Annotated in this window: 6 protein-coding genes; 1 reads left to right on the forward strand and 5 read right to left on the reverse strand. The window is 67.4% G+C overall.

What is annotated here, in order from left to right; genetic code table 11:
* The 5 genes from tilS to ACYPYD_RS19845 form a co-directional block, all read right to left on the reverse strand.
* On the reverse strand, positions 1-956 hold a 956-nt coding region (gene tilS, locus ACYPYD_RS19825), incomplete at its 3' end, for a tRNA lysidine(34) synthetase TilS (protein WP_459665020.1).
* Positions 937-1,920, reverse strand: coding sequence for a tetratricopeptide repeat protein (locus ACYPYD_RS19830; RefSeq protein ID WP_459665022.1), 984 nt, complete (start codon positions 1,918-1,920; stop codon positions 937-939). The genes ACYPYD_RS19830 and tilS, both read right to left, overlap by 20 nt.
* Before the next feature lie 198 nt (positions 1,921-2,118).
* The gene (locus tag ACYPYD_RS19835; RefSeq protein ID WP_459665024.1) at positions 2,119-3,090 is read right to left on the reverse strand and encodes a helix-turn-helix domain-containing protein; all 972 of its coding nucleotides are present in this window, start codon (positions 3,088-3,090) and stop codon (positions 2,119-2,121) included.
* Between the two features lie 150 nt (positions 3,091-3,240).
* The gene (gene ptsP, locus ACYPYD_RS19840; RefSeq protein ID WP_036528057.1) at positions 3,241-5,517 is read right to left on the reverse strand and encodes a phosphoenolpyruvate--protein phosphotransferase; all 2,277 of its coding nucleotides are present in this window, start codon (positions 5,515-5,517) and stop codon (positions 3,241-3,243) included.
* Positions 5,518-5,659: 142 nt separating this feature from the next.
* A complete protein-coding gene (locus ACYPYD_RS19845) occupies positions 5,660-5,815 on the reverse strand; it encodes a YdcH family protein (protein WP_008833012.1) in 156 nt (51 codons plus the stop codon).
* Positions 5,816-6,065: 250 nt separating this feature from the next.
* On the opposite strand from ACYPYD_RS19845, the gene ACYPYD_RS19850 reads away from it, so the two are divergent.
* Positions 6,066-6,266, forward strand: a complete 201-nt coding sequence (locus ACYPYD_RS19850; RefSeq protein WP_008833013.1) for a YdcH family protein — start codon at positions 6,066-6,068, stop codon at positions 6,264-6,266.
* The last annotated feature ends 71 nt before the right edge of the window (positions 6,267-6,337 follow it).

Consider the following 6,337-nt stretch of genomic DNA (forward strand, 5'->3'; position numbering starts at 1 on the left):
GCCCTGACCGGCGCTTTCGCAAAGCTCCACCCGCCTGCGTTAGGCCGCGCCACCAGTTTGCCGATAGAGGCAGGCTGTCCCTGCGAAAGCCCATCGACCAGCCGTGCAACCGCCCCGCCCCTTGCGTCCTCGCCGTCGAGCTCGCGCACGATCCGCGCCACCACCCGCAAAGCCACTGCACGCGGCGCCTGCGGGCGGTACTTGAGGCCCATCGGCTCCTTCGTCACGCAGGATCGCCATTCGAGCGCCGCCATCCAGTCGAGCGCGGCGTCGGCCTCGGCGATATGCACCGCGCTCTGGGCGATGGCGGCAACGTCGAGCCAGTCGGCCTCCGCCAGCGCCTTGCGGATACGCACCCGATCGAAGCGATCGTTGATGTTGCTGGGATCCTGCGCAGCGACCAGTCCCGCCGCCTCGACCACCACGCCGAGTTCCATGCGCCGCCAGTCGAGCACTGGCCGCAGCAGCGGCAGCTCCGCTTCCGGCACCCTGCCCCGCCCGCGCGTACCAGCCAGACCCGCCACGCCGCTCGCCCGGTTGAGCCGCATGAGCAGCGTCTCCGCCTGATCGTCAGCGTGATGCGCAGTCGCCAGCGCCGCGAGCCCGCGTTCGGCTGCCCACCCGGCCATGGCGGCATAACGCGCCAACCGCGCCTCCGCCTGTACATTGCCGGGCGCGACTTGCACCGTCAGCGTGACGTGAGGCACCCCTAGTCCGGCGCAGACACGGGCGACTTCCGCCGCCTCGGCCGCGCTTTCGGGACGCAGGCCATGATCTACGGTTGCCGCTTCCACACGCCCGGGCAGCGCCGCATGGGCGAGCAGCAGCAGGGCAAGGCTGTCTGGCCCTCCCGACACGGCGATGCCCAACCGCGCCGTCCCGTCGTCGATCCGGTCTGGCCAGATCGCGGCAAGATCGGCGCGGAAGCGATCGACCTCAGCTACAGGCAAGCCCATTGCGCGTGGTGTTGTAGATGCCCGCCAGACGTCCGGCCGCTTCGGCCGCATAAGTCTCGCTGAACTCGGACAGCGCGATGCAGGCCCGCTTGGTGTCCTTGAGCTGCTTCATCGAGACCGCAAGGTACAGCAGGCTGTCCGAGGCGCGATCGCCGCGCTTGTCGGTCTGGAAGTTCTGGAGGAACCACTTGGCCGCCTCGCCCGGGTTGCCATCGTCGAGGTAGGCGCGGCCCAGCAGGTTGCGGCCGAAACTGGCGCGTGCATGCTTGGGGTACTTTTCGAGGTAGAGCTTCAGCTGTTGCTGTGCCTCGGGATAGTATTTCGCTTCCCAGAGACGGAAGCCGTAGCTGTATTCGTCATCGCCGGGATCGGCGCTCTGCGGCTTGACGATGGCCTTGACCCCGTCGATCCGCGAGTTCGAAGGCGCGGTCGGCTTGGGTGCCGCCGCTACAGGCGTGGGCGCGGGGCGCGGGGCCGCGGCAACCGGCATCGGCAGCGGGGCCGGACCGGAGGACGCTGGGACAGAACCGGAAGGCATCGGCCCGGTCGCTGACGGACCGGGCACGAAATCGGACTGCGCAGGCGCGGCCGCCGCCAGCTTGGCTTCCAGTTGGCCGATACGATTGGTGTTCTGCTCGACCTGCGCGGTCAGCTGCGCCATCCGGGCTTCGACGGCGTCCATCCGTGTCAGCACATCGGACAGCGGCGTGGTCGAAGGCGCGCCGGGGGCCGGGGTCGGCGTCGGGGTGCCGCTGATCTGGGGTTCGAAGAACTTGCCGTCGGCGCCCGGGAAGACCTTGCGCTGCAACGCGCGCACTTCGGCCTCGACCTTGTTGAGCCGCAAGTTGGTGTTGGCATCCTGTGCAATGGCCGGAGCCGCGCCGAACAGGACCGACGCCGCCGCTACCGTGGCCAGCCACCGCGCGCGGGAGGTTCCGCCGATTGCGCCAAGGGTACATTTCATCGCCAAATCATCTCCATGCCGGGACCATCACCGTCCGAAACTATGGCCGCGCCATGCCAGCGACGGGTGAAACCGGGGATTAACCAATGGACCGGCTACGGGTGTTGCCCGAGGCGGCCCCGCCTGTCGAGCCGGAGGCGGTCGGAAGTCGTGGAAAGCACCGGACCGGAAGGGGTGGTCGCAGCCTTTACTGGGCAGTTACTGGGCGCTGGGCGGCAGCAACGATTCCGGCGTCGGGGCCTCGGTCGGCTCGCGCGGGGCAGTTCTGACGGAAGGACGCGGAGCCGGGCGGCGCACCGGCACGGCAGCAGGTGCGCGCGTCACGGCCGGCACGGGCACGGCGGCCGGAGCCTGCCCAGCCGGAGCCTGCGCTGCCGGAGCCGCCGCACCGGTGCCGCGTGCAAGAAGGTCCGCACCCGCCAGCGAAACGCCGGTAACGAGGCGCGGCTCGGTAGAGAGCGGCGCGATAGCCTTGCCGCCTACCGAAATCTGCAGGGCATCGGGGCGTCCGGTACGCAGTTGCAGGCCGGGGATGTCCGTCGGCGCGGTCCAGTTCTCACCCTTGGCGAGTTCCTTCTGTAGCACTTGGTCGCCCTTGGCGTCGGTCACCTTGACCCAGACCTTGTCCCCGGTCGCGGTCAGCACGACCGGGCCATTGGCCTGTGCCGGCGGAGGCGCCACGGGAGCGGCTGCCTTGGGCGCGGCAGGCGCAGCGGTCTGCTCGGCGACGAGATCGGGCAACTGGCCTTCGGGTGAAAGGAAGTTGCCCCAGAACATCACGAGCGCCCCGACGACCACGATGACGCCGATCACCGCCAGCCACGCGAGGCGGCGGGTCGGGACGCGGGCGGGGTCGCCCGGCTCGAAACTCGGGACATATTCGACGCGGTCGCCGGCTTCGTGATCGAGCTGCTCGCGCACCTTGGCGGCGATGACTTGCTCGTCGAGGCCCACCGCCCGGGCATAAGTCCGCGCGAAGCCCACGGCATAAGTCCGCGCGGCCAGATCGCCAAGGCGGTCCTCCTCGAGCGCGATCAGATGACGTTCGGCGATCTTGGTCTGCGACGCGATATCCGCGCGGCTCTTGCCCAGCGCCTCACGCCCCGCACGAAGCTGGCTTCCGACGCTCTGCGGTCCGCGCGCAAGCCCTTGGGTTTCGACGTTTTCCAATTCCGCTCCGTTTGGCGTGGTAGATGCGACCTGAACGGTGCCTAACCAAACCTTCTGACCGGATAAAGTCAATCAGGCGCCGCCCGTTCCGGTCAAATTTATAGGGCAAATCGTCATCCGGACTGGCGCGGGCCGTTCCGGAGCATCAATTCAGTCGATCGCGATGTCCCGCTCGGCCGCCCACGCCGTCATCGTGCCGCGCAAATCGGCTGGCGGCGCGGCGAGCCACCCCTCCATCGCGGCCGTGATCGCGGGCAGGTCGACCTTGCCGACAAGTTCCTTGATCGGACCGACCGCCGCCGGGGTGATCGACAGGCGCCGGACGCCGAGGCCCAGCAACGCCAGGGCCTCCAGCCGCCGCCCGCCCATCTCGCCGCAGACGCTGATATCGACCGACGTGCCCTCCAGCGTGCGCACGACGCGGCGCAGGAAGCGCAGGATCGCCGGGCTCAGCCAGTCGTAGCGCTCGGCCAGCTTGGGGTTCGAGCGGTCGGCCGCGAAGAGGAACTGCGTGAGGTCGTTCGTGCCGATCGACAGGAACGCGATCTTCGGCGCCAGCAGGTCCAGCTGTTCGGCCAGCGAGGGCACTTCCAGCATCACGCCGTAGCGGATGGCCTCGGGCAGCACCTTCTTCTGGCGGCGCAGATAGGCGAGCTGACCGTCGAACACGGCCTTGGCCGCATCAAACTCCCAGGGCTCTGCGACCATCGGGAACATGACGTTGAGCGGCCGCCCCGCCGCCGCCTCCAGCAGCGCGCGGGCCTGCGCCTTGAGCAGCGCGTCGCGCTCCAGCGCCACGCGCAGCGCGCGCCAGCCCATCGCGGGGTTCTCCTCTCCCTCGCCGTCGTCGTGGCGCAAGTAGGGGAGCGTCTTGTCGCCGCCGATATCGACCGTGCGGAACACGACCGGGCGATCGCCGGCGGCATCCATGACGTCGCGGTAGAGGCGCGTCTGCTTCTCACGCTGCGGCAGCGTGGCGGAAACGAGGAACTGGAACTCGGTGCGGAACAGGCCGATGCCGTCCGCGCCGGTCAGGTTGAGGTTGGCGACGTCGTCACGCAGCCCCGCGTTGATCATCACCTTGATGCGGGTGCCGTCGAGCGTGGTCGCAGCCACGTCGCGCATGCCCGCATAGACGGCCTGACGTTCGCGGTTCTTCGCAAAACGCGCCTCGAACGCCTCGACCACGCCGGGCGACGGGCGCACCATCGTCGTGCCCTGATCGGCGTCGAGCAGCAGCGGATCGCCTTCGCGCACGATGCCGCGCAGGCCCCGCACGCGGCCGAGTACCGGGATGCCCATCGCCCGCGCGACGATGACGACGTGGCTGGTGAGCGAGCCTTCTTCGAGGATCACGCCCTTGAGCCGCCGCTTGTCGTATTCCAGCAGTTCCGCCGGGCCAAGATTGCGCGCGATCAGGATCGCATCGTTTCGCAGCCCCATCGAAGCCGCCGTACCGATCTGGCCCGAGACGATCCGCAGCAGGCGGTTCGCCAGATCCTCCAGATCGTGCATGCGGTCCGCTAGGAGCGGGTCGTCGATCTGGCGCATGCGCATGCGGGTGCGCTGCTGCACGCGCTCGATCGCCGCTTCCGCCGTCAGACCGCTGTCGATCGCCTCGTTGATGCGGCGCGTCCAGCCTTCGTCGTAGGCGAACATGCGGTAGGTCTCGAGCACTTCGTCATGCTCGCCGCCCATGCCGAACTCGGCCTGATTGGCCATCCGGTCGATCTGTTCGCGCATGCGGTCGAAGGCGAGGATGACGCGCTGGCGCTCGGCCTCGGTATCCTCGGCGACGATGTGCTCGATGGTGACGCGCGGCTGGTGGTAGACGGCGACGCCCGATGCGAGGCCCTTCACCAGCGTCAGGCCGCGCATCTGCTCCGGCCCGGTCTGGGCGGCAGTGAGCGCGCGCGCATCTTCCTCGTCGATGAGGTCGGCATTGACGATGAGTTCGGACAGAACCATCGCCACCGTCTGCAGCGCCTCGATCTCGACCTCTTCGTAGCGGCGCGGCTCGACGTGCTGGACGCAGAGCGCGCCGACCGCGCGTTCGCGGCGGACGATGGGGACGCCTGCGAAGGAGTGGAACTTGTCCTCGCCCGTTTCCGGGCGGTACATGAAGTCGGGATGCGCGGCGGCTTCCGCCAGGTTCAGCGTCTCGATTCGGTCGGCGATGGAGCCCACCAGACCTTCGCCCACCGCCATGCGGGTGACGTGGACCGCCTCCTGCGCAAGACCGCGCGTGGCGAAGAGTTCGAGCATTCCCTCACGCAGCAGGTAGATCGAGCAGACCTCGCTATCGAGGCACTCGCCTATCACTTCCACCACGTTGTTGAGCTTGGTCTGCGCATTGCTGCGCGAGGCCATCACCTCGTGAAGGCTCGTGAGAATGGTTCGGGCTGCTTCGACGGCTCCGCTGGTCATTCTTCTGGCGTAACGCAAAGTCATGGCTTTGGGAACGCAGCGGATGCCGTCGATTCAGCTTATGCGGGTGATATCGGGAATTACCCGGTTGTCCGGTGGAATTCTCCGCGCTCAGGACCCTCTACAAGACTGGGATCGGCGATCAGAACCGCCCGATCTCCTCCTTGATGCGAAGCTTGCGCTTCTTGAGAGACTGGACGACCGCGGCATCAGGGATCGGGCGGCTCAATTCCTCGTGGATCTGCCGTTCGATACCGGCATGCTTGAGCTGCAGAGCGCTGACGTGCGAATTATCCATTGGACGTTCCTCCTTATAGGGGCCGGACCCTTGTCTTGCGACTGTGTGCGAACGGTGCTCTCGTAAGAGCCATGACGAGCGACCTGATCGGGCGACTCGACACTGGTGGGCCGGCGCAAAAACCAAGGAACCACAATCGGAGGACCTTGCGAAGACCCCACTTGCTTCATATCGGTGAGTTGCGTGAATCATGCGTTCGGCAGGATTCGGTCCCGCCCGTGCACAGGCTTGAAACTTAAGGAATTCCGGCGTGACCGAAGAGGAAATGCGCAAGCGCCTCGAAATCCTGAAAGTCGAACATCGCGACCTGGACGCGGCGATCGATGCTTTGATGAACGCGGGTGGCGGCGGCGACATGCTGCAGATCGCGCGACTCAAGAAGCGCAAGCTGCGCCTCAAGGACCAGATCGCGCAGATCGAGGACTACCTGATCCCCGACATCATCGCGTGATCGCGCAATCCTCCCTGTTCCGTAGGAATGGGGAGGTGGCAGTCGCGAAGCGACTGACGGAGGGGTGTTGG

The sequence above is a fragment of the Novosphingobium sp. 11B genome, from assembly GCF_054589055.1.

Coding starts and splice junctions, on each gene's coding strand:
- ptsP (WP_036528057.1), bottom strand. CDS start 5,517: ATGACCAGCGGAGCCGTCGAAGCAGCCCGAACCATTCTCACGAGCCTT.
- ACYPYD_RS19845 (WP_008833012.1), bottom strand. CDS start 5,815: ATGGATAATTCGCACGTCAGCGCTCTGCAGCTCAAGCATGCCGGTATC.
- ACYPYD_RS19830 (WP_459665022.1), bottom strand. CDS start 1,920: ATGAAATGTACCCTTGGCGCAATCGGCGGAACCTCCCGCGCGCGGTGG.